The sequence below is a fragment of the Roseibium sp. genome (assembly GCF_965216085.1).
Taxonomy (GTDB): Bacteria; Pseudomonadota; Alphaproteobacteria; order Rhizobiales; family Stappiaceae; genus Roseibium.
The window spans coordinates 4,919,576-4,942,778 of record NZ_OZ244138.1; the positions used below are offsets into that span (position 1 = coordinate 4,919,576).

The 23,203-nt window shown below is 53.9% G+C and carries 22 protein-coding genes, 1 tRNA gene and 1 pseudogene; 16 read left to right on the forward strand and 8 right to left on the reverse strand.

All coding sequences use genetic code 11. The features are described from left to right. Positions 1–35: 35 nt before the first annotated feature. The 3 genes from ACOOFE_RS23055 to ACOOFE_RS23065 are packed head-to-tail and all read right to left on the reverse strand — an operon-like array spanning position 36 to position 5,094. Positions 36–869 (reverse strand): phosphoadenosine phosphosulfate reductase family protein, encoded by an 834-nt coding sequence (locus tag ACOOFE_RS23055; RefSeq protein ID WP_420412220.1) that lies wholly within the window; start codon positions 867–869, stop codon positions 36–38. Beyond that, positions 866–4,159, reverse strand: coding sequence for a hypothetical protein (locus ACOOFE_RS23060; RefSeq protein ID WP_420412221.1), 3,294 nt, complete (start codon positions 4,157–4,159; stop codon positions 866–868). Before ACOOFE_RS23060 ends, ACOOFE_RS23055 begins: the two co-directional genes overlap by 4 nt. Continuing rightward, positions 4,156–5,094 carry a DUF4007 family protein gene (locus ACOOFE_RS23065; RefSeq protein ID WP_420412222.1) on the reverse strand — a complete coding sequence of 313 codons (939 nt, stop codon included), beginning with the start codon at positions 5,092–5,094 and terminating at the stop codon, positions 4,156–4,158. The genes ACOOFE_RS23060 and ACOOFE_RS23065 overlap by 4 nt, the downstream gene beginning before the upstream one ends. 79 nt (positions 5,095–5,173) lie before the next feature. Between ACOOFE_RS23065 and ACOOFE_RS23070 the strand changes: the two genes are divergently transcribed. After that, a complete protein-coding gene (locus ACOOFE_RS23070; RefSeq protein ID WP_420412223.1) occupies positions 5,174–6,313 on the forward strand; it encodes a cysteine desulfurase family protein in 1,140 nt (379 codons plus the stop codon). Positions 6,314–6,467: 154 nt separating this feature from the next. Here ACOOFE_RS23070 and ACOOFE_RS23075 read toward each other — a convergent pair whose 3' ends face one another. Further along, entirely contained in the window at positions 6,468–6,593 is a 126-nt protein-coding gene (locus ACOOFE_RS23075) for a hypothetical protein (protein ID WP_420412224.1), read from the reverse strand. 767 nt (positions 6,594–7,360) lie between these two features. Between ACOOFE_RS23075 and ACOOFE_RS23080 the strand changes: the two genes are divergently transcribed. From ACOOFE_RS23080 to ACOOFE_RS23105, 6 genes and pseudogenes are all read left to right on the forward strand, one after another. Then, on the forward strand, positions 7,361–7,732 hold the full coding sequence (locus ACOOFE_RS23080; protein ID WP_420412225.1) for an XRE family transcriptional regulator: 372 nt from the start codon (positions 7,361–7,363) through the stop codon (positions 7,730–7,732). A 241-nt stretch (positions 7,733–7,973) separates the two neighbouring features. Continuing rightward, entirely contained in the window at positions 7,974–8,495 is a 522-nt protein-coding gene (locus tag ACOOFE_RS23085) for a hypothetical protein (RefSeq protein WP_420412226.1), read from the forward strand. A gap of 279 nt (positions 8,496–8,774) precedes the next feature. Next, positions 8,775–9,973, forward strand: a pseudogene (locus ACOOFE_RS23090) (type IV secretory system conjugative DNA transfer family protein). 258 nt (positions 9,974–10,231) lie between these two features. Continuing rightward, positions 10,232–10,600, forward strand: a complete 369-nt coding sequence (locus ACOOFE_RS23095) for a hypothetical protein (RefSeq protein WP_420412227.1) — start codon at positions 10,232–10,234, stop codon at positions 10,598–10,600. A gap of 14 nt (positions 10,601–10,614) precedes the next feature. Then, positions 10,615–10,860 (forward strand): recombinase family protein, encoded by a 246-nt coding sequence (locus ACOOFE_RS23100; RefSeq protein ID WP_420415626.1) that lies wholly within the window; start codon positions 10,615–10,617, stop codon positions 10,858–10,860. Beyond that, a complete protein-coding gene (locus ACOOFE_RS23105) occupies positions 10,815–11,546 on the forward strand; it encodes a hypothetical protein (protein ID WP_420412228.1) in 732 nt (243 codons plus the stop codon). The genes ACOOFE_RS23100 and ACOOFE_RS23105 overlap by 46 nt, the downstream gene beginning before the upstream one ends. A 22-nt stretch (positions 11,547–11,568) precedes the next feature. On the opposite strand, the gene ACOOFE_RS23110 is transcribed toward ACOOFE_RS23105, so the two are convergent. From ACOOFE_RS23110 to ACOOFE_RS23125, 4 genes are all read right to left on the reverse strand, one after another. Continuing rightward, positions 11,569–11,645: transfer RNA gene (locus tag ACOOFE_RS23110), tRNA-Arg, on the reverse strand. A 271-nt stretch (positions 11,646–11,916) separates the two neighbouring features. Continuing rightward, entirely contained in the window at positions 11,917–13,398 is a 1,482-nt protein-coding gene (locus ACOOFE_RS23115) for an ATP-binding protein (RefSeq protein WP_420412229.1), read from the reverse strand. Between the two features lie 50 nt (positions 13,399–13,448). Continuing rightward, positions 13,449–14,879, reverse strand: a complete 1,431-nt coding sequence (locus ACOOFE_RS23120; RefSeq protein WP_420412230.1) for a dihydrolipoyl dehydrogenase family protein — start codon at positions 14,877–14,879, stop codon at positions 13,449–13,451. Positions 14,880–14,924: 45 nt separating this feature from the next. Next, on the reverse strand, positions 14,925–15,734 hold the full coding sequence (locus tag ACOOFE_RS23125) for a TVP38/TMEM64 family protein (RefSeq protein ID WP_420412231.1): 810 nt from the start codon (positions 15,732–15,734) through the stop codon (positions 14,925–14,927). Between the two features lie 335 nt (positions 15,735–16,069). On the opposite strand from ACOOFE_RS23125, the gene rpmH reads away from it, so the two are divergent. The 9 genes from rpmH (at position 16,070) to ACOOFE_RS23170 (ending at position 23,194) form a co-directional block, all read left to right on the forward strand. Continuing rightward, positions 16,070–16,204, forward strand: coding sequence for a 50S ribosomal protein L34 (rpmH, locus tag ACOOFE_RS23130; RefSeq protein WP_081450549.1), 135 nt, complete (start codon positions 16,070–16,072; stop codon positions 16,202–16,204). Between the two features lie 59 nt (positions 16,205–16,263). Further along, on the forward strand, positions 16,264–16,677 hold the full coding sequence (gene rnpA / locus ACOOFE_RS23135) for a ribonuclease P protein component (protein WP_420412232.1): 414 nt from the start codon (positions 16,264–16,266) through the stop codon (positions 16,675–16,677). Next, positions 16,677–18,497, forward strand: a complete 1,821-nt coding sequence (yidC, locus tag ACOOFE_RS23140; protein WP_420415627.1) for a membrane protein insertase YidC — start codon at positions 16,677–16,679, stop codon at positions 18,495–18,497. The genes rnpA and yidC overlap by 1 nt, the downstream gene beginning before the upstream one ends. 153 nt (positions 18,498–18,650) lie before the next feature. After that, positions 18,651–19,379, forward strand: coding sequence for a CatB-related O-acetyltransferase (locus tag ACOOFE_RS23145; RefSeq protein ID WP_420412233.1), 729 nt, complete (start codon positions 18,651–18,653; stop codon positions 19,377–19,379). Positions 19,380–19,389: 10 nt separating this feature from the next. Beyond that, positions 19,390–20,037: a ribosome biogenesis GTP-binding protein YihA/YsxC gene (yihA, locus tag ACOOFE_RS23150; protein ID WP_420412234.1), complete on the forward strand. Its 648-nt coding sequence runs from the start codon at positions 19,390–19,392 to the stop codon at positions 20,035–20,037. 95 nt (positions 20,038–20,132) lie between these two features. Further along, on the forward strand, positions 20,133–21,020 hold the full coding sequence (gene argB / locus ACOOFE_RS23155; RefSeq protein WP_420412235.1) for an acetylglutamate kinase: 888 nt from the start codon (positions 20,133–20,135) through the stop codon (positions 21,018–21,020). Continuing rightward, the gene (locus ACOOFE_RS23160) at positions 21,017–21,760 is read left to right on the forward strand and encodes a pyrimidine 5'-nucleotidase (protein WP_420412236.1); all 744 of its coding nucleotides are present in this window, start codon (positions 21,017–21,019) and stop codon (positions 21,758–21,760) included. The genes argB and ACOOFE_RS23160 overlap by 4 nt, the downstream gene beginning before the upstream one ends. 74 nt (positions 21,761–21,834) lie before the next feature. After that, positions 21,835–22,698, forward strand: coding sequence for a LysR substrate-binding domain-containing protein (locus tag ACOOFE_RS23165; protein WP_420412237.1), 864 nt, complete (start codon positions 21,835–21,837; stop codon positions 22,696–22,698). Positions 22,699–22,813: 115 nt separating this feature from the next. Beyond that, positions 22,814–23,194 carry a hypothetical protein gene (locus tag ACOOFE_RS23170; protein ID WP_420412238.1) on the forward strand — a complete coding sequence of 127 codons (381 nt, stop codon included), beginning with the start codon at positions 22,814–22,816 and terminating at the stop codon, positions 23,192–23,194. The last annotated feature ends 9 nt before the right edge of the window (positions 23,195–23,203 follow it).

Here is a 23,203-nt window from a genome sequence, read left to right on the forward strand (position 1 = left end):
GAAAATTCAACCCTTTCGTGTGCATCGCAAGTACGTCACTTGTGGCAAGTTAGACAAGCTTTTGCCGCGCCCCCATAAACGTCATCTAAATCAACGACTTGTCGTGGTCGCAATGGGTTCGACTGCAGACGCGCCTTTGCACGCTCCAATCGCCGTTCGTGTTCTTCTCGAATTTGCGCTTGTCGCTTTGGGTTCTCGAGTTCGGTAAGGGACTCGCCTTGGCTCCAGGTAAAAGGAGAGCCGTTTTCAATCGCAGTCTTTTCGTATTTCTTGGCTTCTTCAAATGCCTCCGGGTGGCGTTCGCGTAGCCGTACCCATTCGATCTTCTGCTGAAAAAAGCAAAACGTGCAGCCGCTTCGAGTCCGCCAATCATAGTAGGCAGGGAGACCTAAGCCCGAGCCTTCGAGGATTTCGATGACACCGGCCTTATCGATGCCCGCCTCTTTGAACGGGAGCCTTATGAGAAGCTTGTCTTTTTTCGATTGATATCCCTCGCGGTATTCCTCGTCACCGCGAATGGCCACATAGGAAATCACGGTGTCTCCCGCTTCGAGGTATTCACGCGCCCACTTTTCAAATGGTTTTAGTTTCAACTGCTTCGTACACCAGCGTGACTGCGCAGACGGCAAATAGTTCTTGTAGCTCTTCAACCAGAAATCAAAATCACGATCAGGGTTAAGGCGCCGTACGGGTTTGCCGAGATAGCCTTCCAACCGCGTCAGGTAATCATATACCTCCGGAAGCTCCTTCCCTGTATCGGTGAAGAAGTACTCTATATCGATTTCTGGATGCCGTTGCCGCATAAAGATCGCGAGCGCCGCGCTGTCTCGTCCTCCAGACAATCCTAGAACGTGCCGATAGGCGCTCATACTTGTTCTCCCACGAGGCGATCGTCGCTCGCATTGAGGTATTTTGAGGTCACTTCTATAAGCGCCGCGAGAATGATCTCCCGGCTCTGATGGTCGGCCTTGCTCAAGGCGCGATCCAGCGTCGCAACTAGATGTGCGACGTCTTCCCGGTCGACATCTGAAACCTCGAACTCTCTGAACAGCGAATGAGGCATGTCATCCATGCCGAGGACGACGGCCAGAGCATGCCGCCGGTCTTTGCGTCCCTTTACCCGTGCGACTGTCTCTGTCTTCAGGAAGGATTTCGCCAAGTCCACTAAACCGACGACCGCGCGTTCCCTGTCGCCATCGTTCCAGTCTCGCGGGAGTTTATTAACCGCCACACCGGCGATCCCTTCCATGTCCTCGCGGGTGCCATGAAACTGCGTAAGGCGCCCAACAAATGCTTCCATACGCAGATCGCCACCAATTTGGCGGATGTTATCTGCACGATCACGCAATTCTTTCAATGCTGCATCGCCCTGGCCGCGCACATCAAGTTCCTTCAGCATCAAGTTCTTTAGCTCGTCCAGCACTTTGGGATAAGCCGCCCGCATTTCGGCGAGAGCGTCACGCAGCAGCATGGCGGTCACGTTTGCGTCGAAACTGCCATCTGGCATGGGTTCCGTCAGCCGCGGTAGGTCATCGAACAGGAGTTTGTTCGGATCGCTCGCGCGTTTGAGGATCTCGCGCACCTGCAGTGTTTGGGGAGACAACGATTGCGTTCTAGCTGTCCAAGGAACAAGCGCATCGAATTCACCGATGATCTTGCGCGCGACGGCAAGAGGCTCGGCTTTGCCCCTCAGCTTCAACAGACCGCCAAGCGCTTCGAGGGTCTCACCAATAAAACCTTCCATTTCAACCCGCCGCAATCCGATATCTCGGGGGTCGCGCGCGAGGAACTCGACACACAGCTCGTTGAGGCTGCTTTGAAAGACGCCTTCGCCATAAACCGCGACGCGATCGCGACGGGAGAGCACATAGGCGACGATAAAGACTGGGCCGAGCCCGGCCTTTAGTCCGATAGGTCTCTTACCCCAAGTGCGGATTATCTCATCGGCCGTAACGAAACCGTGTTCTGACGCCTCAAGAAGCCGATCGGCCTCACGCCAAAGCGGAAAGAGCGTGTCGCCCTCTGTAGGAACGCGATACTGCCCGCCAATATGGATGCCGGTTTCCTGAAGAAGGGAGATGTAGAGTCCGCGTTCCGCCGGGTAGTTCTTTCCTTCAAACCCCAAATCGTCATCGACCGCCCGCATCGCCATTCGTTTCATCAGCTTCGTTCGTGCGCTCACCGCATTCGATGAAGGCTCGGAGCAATTCAGCAATTCGTTGCGAATGTGCGGTGTATCAACGTAGATCGCGTCAGCCAGAGCCGAGAGCCTATCGTTGAGCTTCCCCTTTGTTAGTTTCTCTGGCTTTTGGCAGTTTTCGTACCAGAGACACTCGCCGATGAGCCCGTGCAACATTTCCTCGAGCTTCTGGCGGACTTCGGTACTGCGCGCATCGATTTCTCTCCTGGCGATTGGATCTCCGCTTAGTTCCGGATACCGGGTCTCAAGGCTGTTCAGTGCTTCCAGTTCCCGCGCCAACTCAAGCAATGCGATCGCATCTGAATGATGGCCGATCATCAATGGAATTGCTTCGGGCGTTTGTTCTGCCTGCTTGTAGGCGCGCTCTATAGCAAGAGTGTTTTCACCATCCATCGGCAAGACAAAGACGATCCTGCCGATGACATCTCGCCCGCATTTAGTGAGTGTCAGGTTTTCCAAAGCGGAAATTGGCTCAATTGACATCTCAAACCACCGCATAGCACCGGTTTCTTCATGATGCCGTTTTGCCAACATTGGCTGAAAGTCGGCGAGGTTACGAACCAAGTTGAGATCGATTTCCGCGTTTTCGGAGAGGACTTCAGCAAGTCGCGCTTGGACGTCGAAATCGGAACCCGCGTAAAGAACATAAATACCAGAATGTTTCCTGAACACGATCTCTGATTGTTGTTCAAGGCGCCCCAGTGCGGCCTCAACATCGGAGCGATCAGTTTCATGCAATGCTAGAGCGAGTGTATTCAAGTCAGCTGCCAGTCCCGACCGATCTTTGAGCAACTCAAGGATAGCAATCGTCTTCAGTACCTGTTGCTCGACCTCGCTTGCCCCACGTGCCATGTTGCGTTCAAGAACATCATGTGCCAAAGCCCAACGGCGACCGTCAGGCGAAGATAGAATGGCCGCTTCAAAATTCGCGGCGAGATAATTCCAAAGCAGGTGTGGCGGATAGAAAGCGTCATTAAGTTGGCTCGCAAGCGCGTCCTGTAGTCCATAGGGCTCGGCCGAACTTAAAAATGAGAAGACACTCCGTTGGTTCTGTCCAAAACGTCGGCGGGACAGCGGCCCGACTAGGCAAGCAGTCAGTGGATGGAGTGGAGCTGTTCTTGCAAGCTTGCCCGCCATCCGTTTTGCGTCGCTTTTTGTACGCGCCGGACGCAAATGGTCGACACAATTTTCCGCCAGTGGGATTGCTTTGCGCACCGCACGCTGATGACCGAGCGCTTCACCTATCAGCTCGACGGTCTCCTCTAGTGAGACAGATATCGATATATCGACAAAACGCCCCTGAATCTTGGCCCAAGAATCCCGCGCCTTGCGTCCAAGACGCTCTGCATATTCTTCGAACGACTGATGCAACACTCCAACAAAAACTAACTTGCGTTGGCTGCGTGAAGCGAGTTCTGCGATATCTTGGAGTAGATGCAGGTCGCCTTCGCCATCAGCGGCAGCCTCAAGCCCGCGCCCCAATTCATCTATGACTAAAAGCAGACCGCGATCGCTCGTTCTGGTTTCAAGTTCAGCAAGAACGTCTGAAGGTGTTGCAGTGGTTGGCAGGTCGAGCAGCTCAATCAATTGCGCCGTTATGGATCGCCTCTCTGCTACAAGCGGCAGCACATTCCAGCGCGAAGGGAAATAAGGCAGGGCATTTTTCAACTCACTTACAACATTGTCTCCGAAGATTGTGGCAGCTTGCTCTCTAACCGGCTTTGGCGCTCCGAATAGGCAAGCGAGTGCAACAGCAAGACTCGATTTTCCGCCGCCATATGGCCCGGTCCATGTGAAAGCACCTTGGTCGGTATCGGCGATGTGGGTGGCCATGAATGTGACCGCGGCCTGAAAAGACGCTGGGCATTGAAATCCCTCAAGCGCGACAGGTGAAGCATAGTCACTATCGATCCGGACGGAGCGTCGAAATCTTGGTGTGATGGAAATGGGATCGGTCATGCGACTACGCTCCTGTCGTCCATAGACAGCGCCTCACGAAGAATGGTGCGCTGCTCGTTTTTCGAGCGCGTGTGGGTGCGAATGATCTGACGTAAGCCGGCGGTTTCAGACCATACAAAGTCTCCCGAAGAAGTCTGTTCAAGCCGCTCGAGCCGTTTAGTGATGTCGTCTTCGTCTAAAAGAAATACACGTCCGGGTGAGCCCGGCGCATATGACGTTTTTTCAAACGACATTGTATTTTGGCTTTCGGTAAAATCATCCCAGAATTCATTGAGACAATAGAGAAAAACCGAGTCTGGAAGATTCGGCTTGCGCCCGCGGGAAAGCCGTGAGCGGTGCTTATCCATTGGCCGGATTAAGCCTAACTCAGCGAGAATGGATTCCCCGGCTTCACTCGATCCACGGCCGCCGATATAGGTTCTGAGAAGACACTGAAGATCCCGGTCGACGGTTGTTGAAGCAACCCGGCTCCATGCACGTTCTTGGGCAAGCTTCAACAACGAGTCAACTATATCCTGTTTGATGAAACTGCCGCCTCGGAACTCGTTGAACAGCCAATAAGCAGATGTCAGACGCGTACGGCCAACAAGATGCCAATGCAGGAGCCACAATGAAGCATCTTCTTCGAGATAAGGATCTATGGCGGAAGCCCCAAAGAGCATATCGCCGAGCCATGTTACCTCGAGCCCCTCACGTGTTTCTTCAAGAATACCAGCGCCTGTTGCCCAATACCGGATGGCGCCAACCATGTTCCGGCCGACGCCAAATTGTGCAATCGAAGCCGGATCCCGGAAAATATGAACCGCATCCTTTGGAGATTTTTCTCGGCTCACGGCCTCATAAGCCTTCTGCAGCCATCCATAGCGAAGTGGAAAGGTTTCATGACCCGAAAAACAGGGCCGATAGTCGTCAGATTTTAGGCCGAGCGCGCGCACTTGATCTCCTGGGGGTATCATCCAGTATATGACTCAGTCATACTAGGAACTGGAGACTACGTCCAGTATCGAGGGCATAATGCAAGTTGGCGAAACGATCTATCTCGACTATCAAGCATCGACGCCTATGGATGAGCGGGTGCTACAGGCAATGCAACGAGCGTCAGCAACCTTGTTTGCCAATCCCCACTCCGCAGATCATGTACTCGGATGGCGCGCGAGCGCGGCAATAGAGACGGCAGCGCTTCAGGTTTCAAATCTCTTTGGATTTCAACAAGATGACGTAATATTCACGTCGGGTGCAAGCGAGGCGAATGCGATGGCAATACGCACTGCTGAGACGAGTGCCAGGGTCTCAGAAAGAACTGACATTTTCGTCGGCGCGGCTGATCACGGGTCAATTCTCAATGAAGCCACGCATTGTAGTTTGAACGTTCAAAAAATCCCTTTGGACGCAAGTGGCGCGCCTGATTCTCGACGCCTGGATGAAATGATTAGCGACGTTACCGCGCTCGTATCGATCATCGGCGTTAACAATGAAAACGGTGCGATCGCCGATCTTAAAGAGATTGCGGCGATCTGCAGATCGAATGGCGCGCTCTTTCACGTCGACCTTGCCCAAGCGCCTCTTGCCATGGATGTTGATCTGCTCGAACTTGGGGTCGATTTGGCAACCGTTTCGGCTCACAAAATCTACGGTCCAAAAGGCATCGGCGCGCTGCTGACTGGACCTGTCGTATCCGATCTAGTGAAACCGGTCATCGTAGGCGCAGGCCAACAAGCCGGTCGGCGTGGCGGTACGATGCCAACAGAACTTATTGTTGGATTTGGTGAAGCGAGCCGACTCGTCGCAGAAGCCGGGCAATATGAACGTGATAGAGTGGCCGCGATACGCGACCGATTTGTTGCGATTCTTCAAATAAAACAGATTGCCAACTTGATCGGCTCCCGAAATGGCCGACATCCCGGCAATGCCCTTTTGCGCTTTCCTGGGCAAGATGCATCTGAACTTCTCGGACGAATGCAACCTCGGATAGCCGCATCTACCCAATCGGCTTGTTCATCGGGCACGATCGAACCGTCGCATGTTTTGCTAGCGATGGGATACGATAAACAGATTGCCTCAGAGTGTGTCCGTTTCAGCTTTGGCCGGTTTTCCACGATAGAACAGGCAGAAACGGCAGCCACCATTTTGGAAGAAACTCTTGAGACGACTTAAGGTTTCAAGACAATTCACCAATGAGCAAAGATGACTAGCGCGACATTTTCAGGGTGGGTCCTGAAGGCTTCCTTGAATGGCGCTCAATCAGCCAGTCGATTGTGCATGGTTCGGTGCAGGTGGAGAAGCATATCCCCAAGTTCTGCGAGTGGGTTCAGGGCGGCGCGATAGCCTCCTGATCGAAGGGGCGCAGGGAGAGCGAGTTCTCCTGCGCGTGATCCACCGACAAGACAGTGGCGTCATCAAATCCGCGCAGGGTTAGTCTCAATGAAATTGCCATGGTGGTCTTGCGGGAGCTTGGAGGCTCATTTCCAAGTGGTGGTGCAGCAGCCAAACGTCTGGCGAGTGATGGAACGGCGATACGTTCTGCTGGCTTTGGAATGGGTTCGATACCCTGGAAAAGCCAATAGCAGGGGATTTCAAACGGGGGTGCAGCGCTCCTTTGACAAGCGGTGTAGCAGTGCACAATTTTTTTAAAATTTGTACTACAATACACACCTTGCGTTCGGCGTTACGTCGCATTTCGCGCCCGTTAGCGGCTGCTCTCTGGGGGTGACGTTAAGAGTAAATTTGTGCGCGCAATAGGAATCAGTACCGACAATCAACATTGTATCTCCATATGTCAAAGCTGCTATGATGCTAATCAAGCAGAAAACTACCGTGAGTAGTCATGTCCATGGGAAGCAAAGCCCCAAATACCGAGCGCGGCCCAAAGGGTAAAAAGTCAAAACTAGCCCCACCGACGGCCCAGCCCAACAATGATGGGAACGCACTCCGCAAGACGGGAAATCTGCAAAACGTAGTGAAAGCGTCAAACCTCTGTTTAAAACCGTTCCTCTTACAGAAGAAGAGGCCGCAGAACTTATAAAATTGGACCCTAGTTATTCAAACAAAATTCGAATTTTGAATGCGCTTAGAGAAGAATAATTTTCCTATTTACGCGCTAAAATACTAATAAAAATGCGTCTAATGCGTTTGGGTTCGAGAATATTTATTTCACTCGTAGATAATTTTACTTCTAATTCGTCTTGCAAAGACGCAGAAATAATGTATAATGAAGTCAGCAGCCACAAACCGGAAAACTTATTACCGGCTTGGGGAATTATTGATGAAAAAGATGTAGCGCGATCAACAGCGTCACAGGAATTGGATTTACGAAACAAAGACGATAGCCTCAAGTCGATTACTTCGGTGTTTAATGCCAATCTCAATAGGTCGGCACTTGCGAAGGCTTTAAAGCAAGTGCGAGATTTGAATGGCTTGTCGCAGCGGGCGGCGGCGGACCTTGCCGAGGTTAGCCACACCGACATCAAACGCATTGAAAATGGAACTTCGTCGTTAGACAAGTCAACCGAGGTCTTGAATGCACTAGGATTTGATGTGCAAATTCAAGTCGTTCCCAAAAATTCTTACGATTAGATTGGCCAGGTACAATTATGTACCCATATTAACGATCTAGTCAGGTCATGTTGTCCTGAGCGGAGCAGCTCCGGCAGGGCTGGTTTTTAACCCTAATTATCGTGCTGATACGGCGCAGATGCCATTTCTGCGCGCTACAGCTTTGTTTTTTGCTGAGATCGCCTACCAACCGTTGGCGGTCAACGGGGAAAGCTGGCCGCTTGTAGGGTTGTGCATTCTCCGTAGCGAGGAGAATGATGCAATGAAGTCCCCCCGTTACTTCCGCAAATCCCGCCAGCCCACGCCGGAGCAGAAGCTCGATGCGTTGAACCGGAACGTATTGACGTTCACGGTTCCGCCGCTGTTGGCGGCAGCGACCGCGAGCTTTGTCACCACGTATAACGACGTGGTGATCATTACGGACTGGCTGGCCGGGGTGTCGGGCACACCGCCTTATGTCGCGTTGCTGGTCACGCTGTTCAGCGCCGGTGTCAGCTTCAGCCTGTGGGGCATGTCCATCAGTTATCTGCAGAGCTATGTGACCGGAAAGGCCACGGCGATTGGCCTAGGCGTGCTGATTTACATGACCGGCATGACAGCGCTCTCCTCGACTTACACATCCGATATCGGCCTGACGCATCAAAGCCCCCGTACGATGTACCTGAGCGATGAAGCTACCGAGTATGCGGATCAGACGCGCCAGCTCGGCGGGCGCACCCTGGAAATGGAAAACGCGGCAACGTTCATCCGCCCGGGAGCTGAAACTGCCTGCCAGAAGAGCTAGGCGGAAACCAGCGGCGGTTTGATCAGCGGCTCTGCCGGTACGGGGCCGATTGCCAGTACTCTGCACACGCTTTGCACCCGCAAGAAAGAGCTGGTCAACGCGCTCGAACAGACTTTGGCCGCGGCCACCCCGCTGATCCGTGATGCGCGGGACATCAGCCTCAATCTTGATCTGATGATCATGAATAAGGTGCTGAGCCTGCCGGAGCGGGAAACTGCGTTTATCCAAGGAGGGCGGAAGCTCGAAGCTTTGCTGGATGGGCTGCAGGCCACCGACCGGATGCGGGCGGTGCGGTTTTCCTATGCGGCAATTGGCGAGGTAATCGCCGGGCTAGAAGCCCTTGCTGACAACAGTGAAATTGAAAGCCTTGTGCTGGAAGGATTGGAATCCGGTGCCCTGGGCGGCGAGGTGAAGGCGCTTGCTGCCAATATCAGCGCAACGTGGTCTGAAAATCCCAAACACTTTGAATCCTTCCGTGAAGGGGCCGTTCAAAGCTTAATACCGTTCGGTCTCAGCGGGCATCTTGCCGCTTCCATGCAGAGTTGCGGCTTCCGGTTTCGGGACTTGAAGCGCAAGAAAGCCACTCTGTTCCTTGTTTGCGATTATTCGCGCATGGATGATTTTGCACCCTGGGCCGAATTGATAGTCTGGGCAGCTAAAAGGGAACTAATACGTGAAGACAACAGAATCCCGGTCCACTTCATTCTGGACGAGTTTACGAATTTCCGTCTGGTGGGACTCGCTAATGATCTGACGGCGCTTAGGGGCAATGGCATCCATATCTGGTTGTTGGTTCAGGAGCTTCAAGAAATCGTCAGGGTCTATGGCCGGGAAGCACTGGCGACCATTTTGAGCCAAAGCGATGTGAAAATGTTCTTGGCATTTCCACATCAGAAACAGCTCAGCTTGTCAGCAATCTTCTGGGCAATCAGGACATACATGGGGAAAGCTTTAATCTCGGCCACGAGGTGCTGTCGGCTCCCAGCCTGAGCCTAGCGGAGCGCAATAAGCCACTTCTGACGCCTGACGAACTGCGCCGCCTGCCGAATGATGAGCAAATCATCTTCATCAAGAACCTGCCGCCGATCCGTGCCCTCAAAGTCGGATATCACGAGATTGATCCATGGCGGAAACAGGTCCCCCCCCTCCACGGCGGCAAACTGTTCCTTGGCAAGATCAAGATGCGGATGAAGGCTGGCCGCGCACTCGCAACTAGTGCCGGTCGACGCATGATTGAGCGCGTAAAGCGCCCACTGCTACTGCCGCTGTTTGGCGCAGCCTCCTACTTCAGACCAGGAAGAGCGATCACTCTGGCGCTCATTTTGTTCCTCATTATCCAGCTCTTTGGCTGGCCTTATCTGCTGGTAACGCAAACCGGGCCGCGCGGCGGTTGCCGGCATCTCATCGTTCCGGTGATCACTTCTCCCATCGATTGGCGCGGCAATTGGAACTGCCCCTATGTCCTTTGGCGCAAATAGAAGAAAAAAACAGATGATCGCCGCCCTCATTTCAAGCACTCAGATAAGAATGTTTTGCACTCAAAAGAATAGTTTTTCTAAACTCAATTTATATATATGTAAAAATAAGACTACCTTCAGCAGCATATTAGAAAATGCTATTCCCAACCTTCCGGATAGGGAAAGTAACCATTTCGGGCAACCGAAAAGGAATGGTTTTTTTGCGCGCTGAGCAGAGCCCGAGGGAAGCAACTCTCGCATTTAAGAAAGGACGAACTGATGAAAGACAAGACGATCAAAGGTCAAGGCTCCATCCGCAAGGCTTTCGAGAATTCGAATGCCGCTGCGGAAGAACACCGTATCGTCCTGCATGTTGACTACGAGAAATACATGTATTTCCTGGAAGATGAAACACTGAGCAGTGAGCAGAAGCAGGAGTTCATCGAGACGATCTGGTCTACCTTGCTTGATTTTGTCGACCTTGGTTTCGTAATTCACCCAATGCCACAAGTTATTGATGGCCTTGAAGCGAATTACATTGATGAAAATGCAGAAATAACCGAAGATAAAGATCATTCAGATAAAGAGTTTCATGATGAATTTGATAAATCAGCAGACGATCACAACAACCGCTCTGCGGAAAGGTAGGTACTATGAATACGATGTCCCCATCACCTCAAGCCGGAACCAAGGCAGTAATTTACTGCCGGGTTTCCAGCTCGAAACAAAAGAAGGTCGGCGATGGGCTCGGGTCACAGGAATCCCGGTGCCGGGAATTTGCCCGGTACAAGGGACTAGAAGTCGTTGAAATTTTCCAGGACGATGCTTCTGGCGGCCTCATTGACCGCCCGGCATTCAGGCAATGCTTCGCTTTATCCGTAAACGCTCGCACGACCCGCATGTCGTAATCATCGATGATGTTTCACGTCTTGCGTGTGGACTGGATGCACACCTTGCGCTGCGTACCGCGATTACCGAAGCCGGAGGTATTTTGCAAAGCCCTCCATTGAGTTTGGAGAGGATTCGGATTCAATCCTCGTTGAGAACATGCTCGCGTCGGTTTCTCAGCATCAGTGGCAAAAAAATGCCGAACAAACAAAACCGGATGCGTGCCAGGGTGATGAATGGCTATTGCGTTCTTGCTCAGCCTCCGAAGGGCTTGTTTGATCTTGCCAAGGCGATGTTTATTGACCTTTGGAACATGCGCATGTCGCAGGCCTATGAGATGAATAAGTCGCTCGAAAACAATGTGAAAAAGATCGACAAGCAGATTGAGCAACTGCTTGACCGTATTGTTGATGCGAGCAATGCGTCGGTGATTTCGGCCTATGAGAAGCGAATCTCGAAACTTGAGCTGGAAAAACTTCTGACAGAAGAACGCATCGAGAATTCCTATAAGCCACGGCATACCCGGGAAGAGTTGTTCGAACTCCCCTTCGACTTCCTCTCAAAGCCTTGGAATATTTGGAAAAGTGGCGATCTTACGCTGAAGAGAACAGTGCTTAGATTGGCGTTTTTGGAACCAGTTTCTTACACTAGAAGACTGGGTGTTCGAACCCCCAAATTAACTATGCCTTTCATGGCTTTAGCATAAATTTCAACATGTAAAAGCGAGATGGCGCACCGGGGAGGATTCGAACCCCCGACCCCCAGATTCGTAGTCTGGTGCTCTATCCAGCTGAGCTACCGGTGCATCAAGAACGGTCCGTTTAAGAGAAGGATGTTTTCATCTTCGATGGCCGTTCGGTCTGCGAGGCGTTGGTCCGCCCCGGACAGGGCGCTTATCTACTGCGGACCGGCGGGGGATGCAAGCGCCTTTTTGAACTTTTTTTGAAAGTTCTTCGCTCAACGACCACCAACCTCAGAATTCCGCAAGTTCTCTTGACTTATTTGTACACAGGCCAAGCTGCGGCACACCCACAACTCCCGGCCTATGCGGGCCATTCACAAGACATAATCTATCGTCAGGAATTGCGGTCCGGCAACTCGATCCGGAAACAGGTGCCCGGCTGGCTGCAATCTAATTGAATGGTGCCGCCGTGGGCTTTCAGGAGTTCTGCAACGATTGCCAGCCCAAGACCAATGCCGCCGGCCTTGGCCCCGCTGTGAAACGCTTTGAACAGCCCTCTTTGCGTGTTTTCCGGGATCCCCGGGCCGGTATCAGACACCTCAATATGTACACAACTTCCGCGCCGTTCCGCTGACAGGCAAATCCGGCGCACCAAAGTGGTATCTTTCTCCGCTTCCAATGCTTGCAGAGCGTTGCGTGTCAGATTGAGCAAGACCCGGAAGATTTGCTCTGGATCTGCATCCACCTCCAAAGTCTCAGCAATCTTGTTTTCAAACTGGACAGTCTCGTGATCGGCAAGACCCAGGACATCCGCTACATCATCGCCGACACGCTTTAAAGCAATCAACCGGCGCTGCGGCGTCCGCTCCTGCGCCTTGCCATACGCCATAACCGCCTGGGTGTAGCTGACAGCGCGATCAAGCGTTGCCAGGATCTTCGGCGCCAGCCGGTTGACTGTGGGATCCGGCACATGCTCAAGGCGTTCCAAAAACAACTGCGCGGAGGCCAGAAGATTGCGCAGGTCATGGTTGATCTTCGACACGGCCAAACCAAGATCGGCCAAGCGTTGTTTTTGGTGAAGCGCACGCGACAGGGCTTCTTCCATCGCCGCCAAACGGATTTCCGCATCCCCCAACTCATCCCGGCGCGGCGAGACCGTGATGATCCGGGAGACGTCTTCGGGATTGTCGGCAAACTGCTCCATCGAGCGTGTCAACCGCCGCAAGGGCCGGATAAATAGGGCCTGCAATGTGATATAGACAAGCGTTGCCGTGATGCCGGATATCACCAGTGACAGCGCCAAAATCCGGCCGGAAAAAGCCAGCATATCCTGCTGAAGCAATGCAATGGGGAACACCACGTCGACCCGTTCCGTATGGCCCATCTGCCCAGCTGCCACCGCCCGCATGACGCCATTTCCCCGGTACGTCAGCACAGCGAAACTGTCCAGAACGGACGTCCAGGGCGTGACCTTCGCCATATCGACAACAAAGTCGATTTGAGCCGGCACGTCGCTCATGGCAATCAATCGGCGCTGAGAACCTTGGTCGAGCGCAATAGCAATTGCTCCCGTTGTCTTGAGCAGTTCTTCCTGCAGCCGCGGCGCGATAGTGTTCGTTTCCGCCAGCACTGACGCGGCCACACCGGCAGTGGTCAAGCGGTCCATCAGCCACGTATTGCGGAAATTCGCGATCGACGGCACGTAAATGAAAACTTCGGCAACCATGACAAACAGGATTGTCAGAAGCAGAAGTTTTCCGGACAAACCACCAAACCGGTGCCGGCCAAACTGGTTGCCTGTTTCCGGCTTCCCGCTGGCGCCAATACCATTCTCGTTTGGAGCGATGGCTCCTTCCGGCATGCCCTCATGCTTCATGACAGCTCCGTCCCAACACAGCAGCCAGAACCGTATCAGCCCAATTCATCTTATCCAAACTTACGCAACAAACCGATTCCACGGCGTAGCCAAGCATTTTTCGGCGCATCCGCATAGTATGAAATTGCAGCCCGGCGCACCAGTTCGCCCAGCGTCGGGTAAGGTGCAATAAACCCGGCAAGGTCTTTCATTGTCATCTTTTTTGAAATCGCCAGAGACAGAAGATTGATGACTTCACCGGCTTGAGCCCCGACAATATCTGCTCCCAATAGCCGTCCTCCCGGTCCGGCGATCAGCTTGAGTTTGCCGATGGTCTCACCTTCCGCTTGCGCCCGGTCATTTCCCGCATAGGCTGCGCTCAGGACATTGACCTTTTTGCCATGCCGCGCCCTAGCTTCGGCTTCAGTCAGCCCAATGTGGCCCAATTCGGGTGAGGTATACGTCACCCAGGGCACGATTTCCGTTTGCATTTTGACCGGCAGCCGGAACAGGATCGAACGAATAACAAGGCCCGCCTGATGACCTGCGACATGGGTGAATTGAAGCCCGCCCGCAACATCACCGATGGCATAGATCTTCTTGTTGGACGTGCGCAGGCCATGATCAACGGTGATGCCCTTGTGGGAATAGGAAACATGGGCAGCCTCAAGACCCAGCCCCTCAACATTGGGCGCGCGTCCGGCTGCTACAAGCACGTGGCTGACAGCTCTGGTGACCGGCTCGCCGTCCTCTGACCGGGCCGTTACAACAATCCCGTCATCTAAACATTCGACCTTCTCAACCGCTGTTTTTTCAAAAATCTCGACACCTTCGCCTTTCAAAGTGTCCAGCACGATGCCTGCCAGTTCCGGATCATCCTTGCCGAGTGCAGTTTGCGCTTCGAATACGGTCACTTTTGCGCCTAGGCGCCGATGCGCCTGCGCCATTTCCAATCCGATTGGTCCACCACCTACGATCCCGAGATGTTCTGGTGTCTCCCGCAAGGTGAACAGTGTTTCGTTAGTTAGGTAGGGAACCTGATCAAGACCCGGAATTGGTGGAACGAGCGCCGTTGACCCAGTCGCGATCACAAATCGCCGGGCGCGAATCTCATGATTCCCCGCCACCACCACGTCAGGTGCGGTGAATTCGGCAGCCTCCCGAAGCACGGTAACGCCAAGCCCTTCAAAACGTTCTTGAGAATCATGTGGCTCAATCGCCGCGATGACTTTCTGCACATGATCATTGGCTTTGGCGAAATCCACATCCGGTTCTTCAAATGGAACACCAAACCTGGCGGCTTTTTGAACATTCTGGACGGCTTTGCCTGCCGCCAGCAGCGCTTTGGACGGGACACACCCATAGTTCAGGCAGTCGCCACCCATTTTTCCCTTTTCAATCAGGACAACTTCAACGCCAAATGCAGCCGCAGCGGCAGCGACAGATAGTCCACCTGATCCAGCACCAATGACACAAATATCCGGGGTCAGCAGCTTCGACATATAAAAGTCCAATTATTTGATGGATTTCCCGCGGGGTTAGGCACTTCAGCGGGTGCGGAGCCGTTTGAGCACAACCGGGATCAAGCTGGCGATGCCAAGCGCAAAAAAGGCAACAACCAATTGCGGCGTGACCAAGGCGGAGACTTCGACCGCACAGGTGCCAGCGGCCGCACATCCGGGGTTGGCGGCTTCTTGTGCTTCGATCACGCTATCAAGACCGGATCCGATAAAGGCAAAGGCAAATGTTCCGGGAATAATACCAACAAAGGTTGCCAGAACATAAGACCCCAGCGGCATTTGAAACACTGCCGGAGCAATGTTGACCAGCCAAAACGGAAAGATTGGAGTGAGGCGCAAAAAGAGAAGATAATTGAAGGCATCCCGCCGGAATCCTTCAGTTAGCCGTATGAGAAAGGGCCCCGCCCGCTTGGTGAGCATGTCGCCAAAAGAAGATTTTGCGATCAGAAAAACCACGGCAGCTCCGACTGTCGCCCCGAAAACTGTCGCAAAACCGCCGATGACCCACCCAAAGAGAAAACCGCCTGCAATCGTGAAAAGCGAAGCGCCCGGGAAAGATAAGGCAACCGCTACAGAATAGAGCGCGACATAACCAACAACAGTCATCATCAGATTGTCTGTCACGAGACTGGCCAAATGCTGGCGCTCCATGATCAATGCGGAGAGTGTCAGATGATTGTGAAGGCCTTGGGAGAACGCCAGGATCATCAGCGCAAGAAGCACTGCCAAAGGAGCCCACTTGCGTATCAGTGCGCCTGACGACTTTTCAGCTTCCGGCTTTTGAACCCCGTTGGGCTCATCAGATCCGTTCATCGCCTCCGCCTCACTTCCCCGCATTGGCCACTCCATTATCCTTAATTCTGCCGCGTTTGGGCGGCAACAGTGCCGATGTCTTACGTCAGGTGTACCTTAAAGCTTGTAAAAAGAAGCTGATTTCACTGATAAGTGAGACAGCGCGGTCAAGCATTCACCTGTGCGTGATCAAAAACGGGTGCGAGAATCTCTGCGGCAAACGTTGACTTCAACCGGCATGACGCTTATAAGCGCGCTCGATCGGGACATGCATTCGGACCCATGGCTGTTTAAAGCTGCGCTGGCTGAGCGCTTCGGGTGCTTCCTCCAAAGAATTTAAAATGAACAAGGGCCGCGCTTAAGCCGCGCGGGGAAGAACAATGAAGCGTACGTATCAACCGAGCCGTCTTGTCCGCAAGCGCCGCCACGGCTTCCGCGCACGTATGGCCACAAAGAGCGGCCGTCAGGTGCTTGCTCGCCGTCGTGCCAAAGGCCGTAAGAGCCTCAGCGCCTAAGCGGCGTCTGCTTGCAGCGCACCAGCTAGACGGTGTCTGCCAACAGCCAAACCGCTGCTATGAACACACTCAAAAAGCGCTCCGAGTTCCTCGCGGTTGCCAAAGGCGGCCGTTTGGGTCGGCGCGCTTTTGTTGTTCAAGGTCTTCAACGGACCAGCGGCGCGTGTTCGCGGATCGGCTATACGGTCACCAAAAAAACCGGCAATTCGGTCGTGCGGAGCCGCATCAAACGGCGTCTGCGGGCGGCTGTGGCTGAGCTGACGCAGGCCGACATACCAAATAATGCCGATTTTGTGCTGGTTGCACGCGATGGCGCGCTAACTCAGCCCTTCCAAAATCTGGTCACAGACCTTAAGTCTGGGCTACACCAGGTGCTAGATCCGGCAACACCGCGCGGCCGCGGCAAACCGCGCAAGGGCAATAGACCCAAACAAACACATCACCGCGCAGGTAACAGGGGTAAATCCAGTTGATTTCTGAAAACCGCAATACGATTCTCGCGATCGTTCTGTCCCTGGTCGTTTTGCTGGGCTGGCAATATTTTTATGCCGGACCACAACTGGAACGCCAACAGGCAGCTCTTCAGGCCCAACAGGAAGCAGAGGCAGCTCGCCAGGCTGAAAATGGCGGCGTCAATCCAGATGCTCCGAAACCATCCACCTCCGGGACGGCCGTAGCCCCCTCGACCGGTGGCGCACAAGCATTTGCCTCCCGGGATCAGGCGTTGGCGTCCTCAAAACGTGTAAAGATTAACACCCCGCGACTGGAAGGCTCTGTCAACCTGGCCGGCGGCCGCCTCGATGATCTGCGCCTGAAGGACTATCATGAGACAGTCGATAAGAGCAGTCCAACGATTGTTCTGTTCTCACCGACAAACTCCCCTTCGGCCTATTTCGCAGAACACGGCTGGACCAAGGATGCCAACTCCAATGTCCAGGTCCCGGGACGGGATGCCGTATGGACTATTGAGGGCTCTGCTGACCTGACGCCAACGACCCCGCTAACCTTGACGTGGGACAATGGCGAAGGGCTCATCTTCAAGCGTGTGTTCTCTGTCGACGAAAACTACATGTTCACGGTTGGGCAATCGGTTACCAACAATTCCGGAGACGCCGTTACGCTTTATCCGTATGGCCTCATCTCCCGGAACGGCATCCCGGAAATGAGCGGCATTTATATTCTTCACGAAGGTCTGCTTGGGGTCTTTGGCGAAGAAGGACTGGTTGAAGTCGACTATTCCGACCTGGAAGAGGACGGACCTGTCCGGCCGGCAGCCGTAGACCGCGGATGGCTCGGAATCACCGACAAGTATTGGGCGGCAACTCTCATCCCGACCCCGGGTCAGGAATTCCAGCCGGGCTTCAGCTACGCGGCCCAGAGCGGCAACTTCCAAGCCGATTATCTTGGAAATGCGATTACCGTTCCTGCAGGCAGCACGGGTGAAACCAGTTCTTATCTGTTTGCCGGCGCCAAGGAAACAGCTCTTCTGGATGCCTATGAAGAGGCCCTCGGCATTGAACGGTTTGAGCTTTTGATCGACTGGGGTTGGTTCTACTTCCTGACCAAGCCAATGTTCTTTGCCATTGACTGGTTCTTCAATTTCTCTGGCAATTTCGGCGTTGCGATCCTTCTGGTCACCGTTTTGGTCAAACTTGTCTTCTTCCCGCTGGCAAACAAATCCTATGTCAGCATGAGCAAGATGAAACTGGTGCAGCCGCAGATGACGGAAATCCGCGAAAAATACGCGGACGACAAACAGAAGCAGCAGCAAGCTCTGATGGAGCTTTATAAGAAAGAGAAGATCAATCCATTGGCCGGCTGTCTGCCAATCCTGATCCAGATCCCGGTCTTCTTCTCCCTCTATAAGGTTCTGTTCGTCACGATCGAAATGCGCCACGCACCTTTCTTCGGCTGGATTCAGGATCTGTCTGCACCGGACCCGACCTCCCTCTTCAACCTGTTCGGTCTGATCCCCTGGGATCCGCCGCAGTTGTTGATGCTCGGCGTCTGGCCGTTGATCATGGGTATCACCATGTTCATCCAGATGAAGATGAACCCGGCTCCGCCCGATCCGACACAGCAGATGATCTTCACTTGGATGCCGATCGTCTTCACCTTCATGCTGGCGTCCTTCCCAGCTGGTCTCGTGATCTACTGGGCATGGAACAACACATTGTCAGTCGCTCAGCAATACGTGATCATGCGTCGCCAAGGCGCCAAGGTGGAGCTTTGGGACAATTTGGGGGCCCTGTTCAAACGCAAGAAACCGGCCGCGACAGATAAAAAGAGCTGACAAACAAGTGTCTAGCTGATAACAGGCAAGGCCTCGCCACCCGGCGGGGCCTTTTTCATGACCAAAGATATTTCAGGAGTGCCCGGACAATGATCCACTAAAGCAAAGACCGATATCCCAAGGCGATACCGCCGGCCGGTTGGTCGACCGCGCATGATTAGCGCGCTTTCTTGCCTTGTTTCTTTGCTTCTTGGAGGCCCTATGCACGGTCCAAACCCTGACGTCCGTCACCCGTTCAACGGTGAACCACACACTGTTTTTCTGAAAAATGTTGTCACCCGCCCGAACATCGAAGTGGGCGACTATTCCTATTACAACGATGAGCAACACGCAGCTGACTTCGAAAATCGAAACGTCCGCTATCATTTCGATTTTGTAGGCGACAAACTCAAGATTGGCCGTTTTTGTGCACTTGCATCCGGAACCACATTCATCATGAATGGCGCTAATCATGCCATGACCGGATTTTCAACGTACCCCTTCAACATCTTTGGCAATGGCTGGGAAGACGGGTTCGAGCCGGCAACGATCTTTGACCATCTGCGCGGTGACACGCTTGTAGAAAACGATGTCTGGTTCGGCACCAACTCCGTTGTCATGCCTGGTGTGACCATTTGTTCAGGCGCCTTCATTGGCGCGCACGCAGTTGTTGCCTCAGATATCCCGCCCTTTGCGGTCGCGGTTGGCAATCCGGCCCGTGTTGTCCGTCTGCGCTTTGATGAAAGAACCATTGAGCGCCTTTTAGAGATCGCTTGGTGGGATTGGCCTGCCGAAAAGATCTCCCGGCACCTCAGCGCGATTCGTAAAGCAGACTTGGCCGACTTGGAAAAGGCAGCCGCAGAACCAGACTGCGTTCTCGACGCCAAGGCAAAGGCGGGTTAGAAGGCTCTCCATGAGTGAAGATCAAACCTATTCTGAAGAAAACCTGGAAGCTGGGCGGCTTATGTTCGCCCGGCAGTGGGATTTTCTGACCAGCGTCACCGACATGGCCAACCTGCCAGCGACCGCAGGCACCGAAATTGCCTTTGCCGGCCGTTCCAATGTCGGCAAGTCGAGCCTGATCAACGCGCTCACCGGACGCAAGGGACTGGCGCGGACGTCCTCGACGCCCGGACGGACGCAGATGTTGAACTTTTTTGTCGCGCCCGAAACACCACTGACAATCGTGGACATGCCGGGTTATGGCTACGCGCAAGCGCCCAAAGACCTGGTCGACGCCTGGACGAAACTGGTGTTTTCCTATCTGCGCGGCCGGCCAAACCTGCGCCGGGTCATTCTTCTGATCGACAGCCGCCATGGCATCAAAAAGAACGATCTTGAGACGATGGATCTGCTTGATAAAGCAGCTGTTGTCTATCAAGTGGTTCTAACCAAGGCGGACAAGATCAAGCCGCCAGCCCTTACAAAGCTGATAGGGGACACAAAAACAGCCCTGGCCAAACGCGTTGCCGCTCACCCGGAGATCATTGCAACGTCGTCTGAAAAAAACAGAGGCGTTGATGAGTTGCGGGCCGAGCTATGCATGCTTGCGAACCAATAGCCGGCAGAGTGTCCCAGATTGTTTGAAGCCATCAAACCGGCTATAGCATTGACCCTTCGCGCCAAACGCTCCGAATTGATTGAGAATTCCTAGAAATGACAACAGTTGAGTCCGAAAGCCGCGCCCATATCATTGCTCATGCGCTTCCCTATATGCAGCGCTATGACGGCAAGACCGTCGTCGTGAAATATGGCGGCAATGCCATGGGAGATCCGGCCCTAGGCCAGGCTTTTGCCCGGGACATCACCTTGCTGCGCCAATCCGGCGTCAATCCCGTGGTTGTCCATGGCGGCGGCCCGCAAATCGGCAAAATGCTGGACCGGCTCAATATTGTCAGCGAGTTCAAAGGCGGCTTGCGCGTGACCGACAAGGCAACCGTTGAAGTGGTCGAGATGGTTCTGGCCGGCTCCATCAACAAAGAGATTGTCCAGCTGATCGATGCCGAAGGCGGCCGAGCCGTTGGCCTGTGCGGCAAGGACGGCAACATGGTGACGGCGCGCAAACTCAAACGCACCGTTGTTGATCCAGACAGCAAGATCGAGAGCGTTATAGACCTCGGTTTTGTCGGCGAGCCGGAAAAAGTCGACCCGACCGTCCTCAAATTGGTCTTGAAGGAAGACATCATTCCCGTGGTTGCCCCGGTGGCTCCCGGCAGTGATGGCGAAACCTACAACATCAACGCTGATACGGCAGCAGGCGCCATTGCAGGATCACTCAACGCCAAACGCTTGCTGTTCCTGACGGATGTTCCCGGTGTTTTGGACAAGGACGGCAAGCTCATCAAATCGCTGACCGTGGCCAAGGCCCGTGACCTGATGGCCGACGGCACTATATCTGGTGGTATGATTCCAAAAGTTGAAACATGCATTGATGCGCTGGAACGCGGTGTGGAAGGCGTTGTGATCCTCAACGGCAAAGTACCCCATGCGGTTCTGCTGGAGCTCTTCACCGACGGCGGCGCAGGGACGTTGATCCACCCGTGACCGGAAAACGCATTTTGCCTAAGGAAGGCCGGCATGCCCACCGGCAAGACATGCGGGTTTTCCGCGGTGTCGAGGCGTGGGTGTTTGATCTGGACAACACGCTTTATCCGCATGAAGCCAGTTTGTTCCCACAAATCAACGAACAGATTGCACGCTACGTGCAAAAGGTTCTCGATTTGGGCCGCGACGAAGCGATGGCGCACCAGAAGGCGCTTTATCACGAATACGGCACCACCTTGCGCGGGTTGATGACCACCCACAAGATCGATCCGGACGATTATCTCGCCTTCGTGCACGACATCGATTATTCGTCGCTGGCACCAGATCCGGATCTTGGCCATGCCATCGAAGCGCTTCCTGGAAAGAAGTTCATCTTTACCAACGGTGACCGGCCGCATGCCGAACGTACCGCTGCCGCGCTAGGGATCTCGGATCACTTTGAAGATATTTTCGATATTGTCTCGGCAGATCTGATTCCCAAACCCAACAAAGAAACCTACGACATGTTTCTGGACCGGACGGGTATTGCGCCAGCCCGGGCAGCCATGTTCGAGGACCTGGCGAAAAACCTGAAAGTTCCGCACCACCTTGGCATGCGCACGGCGTTGATTGTTCCCAAGGGTTCCAGAGAAGTTCTTCAGGACAACCTGGACCTGGAAGGTGATCCCTACCCGCATGTCGACTTCGTGACCGAGGATCTGACGGGTTTCTTGCGCGCAGTCAAAGGCTCATTAATCTAAGACAGAACATCGCTGGCCTCCTAAGCGCAGATCTTCTAGATTGAGCAAAACTCAATTTTGGATCTGATTGCTTCATGGCGTCGTTACGCGCACTCAATGCTTTTGCCCTTCTGGCCCGTCATGGCCGGGCAGCTCTTGCAGCCGAAAAACTCGGCGTTTCCCCTTCGGCCCTGTCGCATCTCATGCGCAAGCTGGAAAGCGAACTGGGCGCAACGCTCGTCAATCGGGACGGGCGTGGGTTGACCTTGACCGAAGAAGGCCAGCGCCTGGCGCTCAGCCTTGGTGATGCCTTCGACCGGATCGAAGAAGCCGTCGACAGTTTTAAGCGGCGCGGGCGGACGGAACTGCGCATCAGTACGGTCTCCACCTTTGCTACCCGTTGGCTGATCCCCCGGTTGCCCCAATTTCAGGCGAGCCAGCCGGACGTTGAGCTGCTGCTGTCAACCTCGACCCGGATGGTTGATCTGGACCGCGAGAATTACGATTGCGCCATTCGTCTTGGCACCGGCAACTGGCCGAGCGTTGAAAGCCATCTTCTTTGGAAGGAGCATCTCGCGGTCGCTTTGGCACCGGGCTTGCTGGCAGGAAAGGACCCTAACGATCCGGCAATTCTGGCCGATTTACCCCTGCTCCATAGCGCTTCTAGGCGCAGCGACTGGAGCCAATGGCTTGCCGCAGCAGGTCTTGAACATACTGACACAAGTTCTGGCACCGTACTCCAGAGCCGGGATCTGGCCATTCAGGCGGCAATTGCCGGTATGGGCGCCATCGTTATCGACCGCCGGTTTGTCTCCCAGGAACTTGACGCCGGACACCTGGTTTGCCCGGACTGGGCCATTCTGGAACTGGAAACGGGTTATTGGTTTGTCCGTTCTCCTGCCCGCACATTGACCAGGCCTGTTGCCGCTTTCCGCGATTGGTTACAGGATACTGCCTAATTGCTCGATGCACTTCCCCAAAATGCGTCATTCCTGGAAAAGGCGACACATTTGACGCCGGGCAAACCGGATGTAACGGTACTATCCAACGCTCTGAATTATCTGGGAGACTGAAATGGGAACCGCAATCAAATATGCTTTCATTGCGGTACTGGCGGCACTTACTTTCTGCGTGCAGACGTCGCCCAGTTCGGCCAGCTCTCTGCTCTGGCAGGTCAAAAGCAACCACCCCAACATTCTTGAGATCGAGTTTTATTCCGACACCCGCCGCGGTCACAGTTGGCCGGGCAACAATGAGATTTATCTTCTGGACGACTACTCCACCAAAACCGTGAACATATCCTGCCACCACGGAGAGCTGATTTGTTACGGTGCTTGGGTCCGGAACAGGACTGGCATTTATTGGGGTATCGGCTTTAAATACAGTCAATCCTGCTCAGACTGTTGTTACACCTGCAACGGCGGCCACACCAAGCTGATCATCCTCAACCCTTAAACGCATCGG

Bases quoted from the DNA above. Each gene is read 5' to 3' on its own strand.
- yihA (WP_420412234.1), top strand. From the start codon at position 19,390: ATGAGTGAAGATCAAACCTATTCTGAAGAAAACCTGGAAGCTGGGCGG.
- ACOOFE_RS23060 (WP_420412221.1), bottom strand. From the start codon at position 4,159: ATGACCGATCCCATTTCCATCACACCAAGATTTCGACGCTCCGTCCGG.
- ACOOFE_RS23125 (WP_420412231.1), bottom strand. From the start codon at position 15,734: ATGCGGGGAAGTGAGGCGGAGGCGATGAACGGATCTGATGAGCCCAAC.
- ACOOFE_RS23120 (WP_420412230.1), bottom strand. From the start codon at position 14,879: ATGTCGAAGCTGCTGACCCCGGATATTTGTGTCATTGGTGCTGGATCA.
- ACOOFE_RS23075 (WP_420412224.1), bottom strand. From the start codon at position 6,593: ATGGCAATTTCATTGAGACTAACCCTGCGCGGATTTGATGACGCCACT.
- ACOOFE_RS23145 (WP_420412233.1), top strand. From the start codon at position 18,651: ATGATTAGCGCGCTTTCTTGCCTTGTTTCTTTGCTTCTTGGAGGCCCT.
- ACOOFE_RS23100 (WP_420415626.1), top strand. From the start codon at position 10,615: ATGTCCCCATCACCTCAAGCCGGAACCAAGGCAGTAATTTACTGCCGG.
- rpmH (WP_081450549.1), top strand. From the start codon at position 16,070: ATGAAGCGTACGTATCAACCGAGCCGTCTTGTCCGCAAGCGCCGCCAC.
- ACOOFE_RS23055 (WP_420412220.1), bottom strand. From the start codon at position 869: ATGAGCGCCTATCGGCACGTTCTAGGATTGTCTGGAGGACGAGACAGC.
- rnpA (WP_420412232.1), top strand. From the start codon at position 16,264: ATGAACACACTCAAAAAGCGCTCCGAGTTCCTCGCGGTTGCCAAAGGC.
- ACOOFE_RS23070 (WP_420412223.1), top strand. From the start codon at position 5,174: ATGCAAGTTGGCGAAACGATCTATCTCGACTATCAAGCATCGACGCCT.
- ACOOFE_RS23170 (WP_420412238.1), top strand. From the start codon at position 22,814: ATGGGAACCGCAATCAAATATGCTTTCATTGCGGTACTGGCGGCACTT.
- ACOOFE_RS23080 (WP_420412225.1), top strand. From the start codon at position 7,361: ATGTATAATGAAGTCAGCAGCCACAAACCGGAAAACTTATTACCGGCT.
- ACOOFE_RS23105 (WP_420412228.1), top strand. From the start codon at position 10,815: ATGCTTCGCTTTATCCGTAAACGCTCGCACGACCCGCATGTCGTAATC.
- ACOOFE_RS23085 (WP_420412226.1), top strand. From the start codon at position 7,974: ATGAAGTCCCCCCGTTACTTCCGCAAATCCCGCCAGCCCACGCCGGAG.
- ACOOFE_RS23115 (WP_420412229.1), bottom strand. From the start codon at position 13,398: ATGAAGCATGAGGGCATGCCGGAAGGAGCCATCGCTCCAAACGAGAAT.
- argB (WP_420412235.1), top strand. From the start codon at position 20,133: ATGACAACAGTTGAGTCCGAAAGCCGCGCCCATATCATTGCTCATGCG.
- ACOOFE_RS23095 (WP_420412227.1), top strand. From the start codon at position 10,232: ATGAAAGACAAGACGATCAAAGGTCAAGGCTCCATCCGCAAGGCTTTC.
- ACOOFE_RS23165 (WP_420412237.1), top strand. From the start codon at position 21,835: ATGGCGTCGTTACGCGCACTCAATGCTTTTGCCCTTCTGGCCCGTCAT.